We start from the raw sequence: 1,144 nt of genomic DNA, 5'->3' as shown, positions 1-1,144 counted from the left end.
CAAACAACATCACAAATTTCCAATAACAGCACACAAAACACGCTCATTTAACAAGCACTGTAAAAGATTTTGTTTCACACTTTTCTTCTTGTTTTTCTTTTTCAAATAAGTGCGGTGTGCCAGAATCCCAAGTTTTCTAAACACATCTAAAACTTTCTGTGCATTGTCCGACTTGAGCTGACACGCATCTTCAGAAAAAACAACATCAAGCATCCAATGTAAACTCTCTATCTTCCAATGCTCACGAACAATTGTCAATAAATTCTCTGGAGATGTCTCAAGGCTAGAAATGTAAAAACACGTTTCCTGCGTCGTTTTATGTTTCGTCTCAATCGTCCTTTTCACCGCAAAAACACAGGTGATTCCTGCCCATTTTTCACCTTCAACCAACCATGTGATGTCCTTAACAAGATAGCACTCACGTTTTTCAAACCGACCATGACTTTTTTCCAATGTTGAAAACGTTTCAATATCTTCTTGACAATTCTCACTCTCAATAAATAACTTCACATCATCATAAAGATTCCCTTGATTTTCCTTCAAACCAAACACATAATCGCCACCTTTTTGGATAATCTTCTCGCAAGTCTTTTTTTGACAATGCAAGGCATCGGCAGTGATTGTTTTTCCTTTAACATCAAGCATCTCTAGCATCTCCTGAAAAACAGGAATTTCATTCGTTTTTTCATGAATTGACCTCTGACCAAGCGTTATCCCACTTTCTGTCAAATAAGCACTGAGAATTTGCAAAGCAGAATGCGGCTTACCTTTTTGAGAAGTACTGCGAATCGCTTTGCCATCAACTGCAATAATATCACCGATTGCTTCAAAATTTTCACGCATTATTTCAAAAATAACCTCTCCTATCTTTTCGCTATCAACCATGTTCAAAATACGAGAAAAAGTGGCTTTTGAAGGAATCTTTTCAATATTAAAAGTCTTTTTAAGAAAGACAGCCTTATTTTCGGCATAAGTTACAATGTCACAAAGTTGGTCTAAACCGCATAAAACCCCACACATAACAATGATTAGCACATCGCAAAGAGGATAAGCAACATAACTTTGGTCTCGTAAATCTTCAATAACCGTAAATTTTTCTTTAATTGTCATTTTCAGCTCCATAACGAAAGTTTAACAGATTTTT

General features: G+C 36.0%; 1 protein-coding gene. It reads right to left on the bottom strand.

Annotated elements, in window-relative coordinates:
* Positions 1-9: 9 nt before the first annotated feature.
* The gene (locus tag Hs30E_RS10995; protein ID WP_172209968.1) at positions 10-1,110 is read right to left on the bottom strand and encodes an ISAs1 family transposase; all 1,101 of its coding nucleotides are present in this window, start codon (positions 1,108-1,110) and stop codon (positions 10-12) included.
* Positions 1,111-1,144: the final 34 nt, after the last annotated feature.

The sequence above is a fragment of the Pseudolactococcus hodotermopsidis genome, assembly GCF_011170085.1.
In the GTDB taxonomy this organism is placed as follows: Bacteria; Bacillota; Bacilli; order Lactobacillales; family Streptococcaceae; genus Pseudolactococcus; species Pseudolactococcus hodotermopsidis.
Note: the sequence above shows the minus strand (reverse complement) of the source record. Positions and strands in the feature narration are given on the sequence as shown.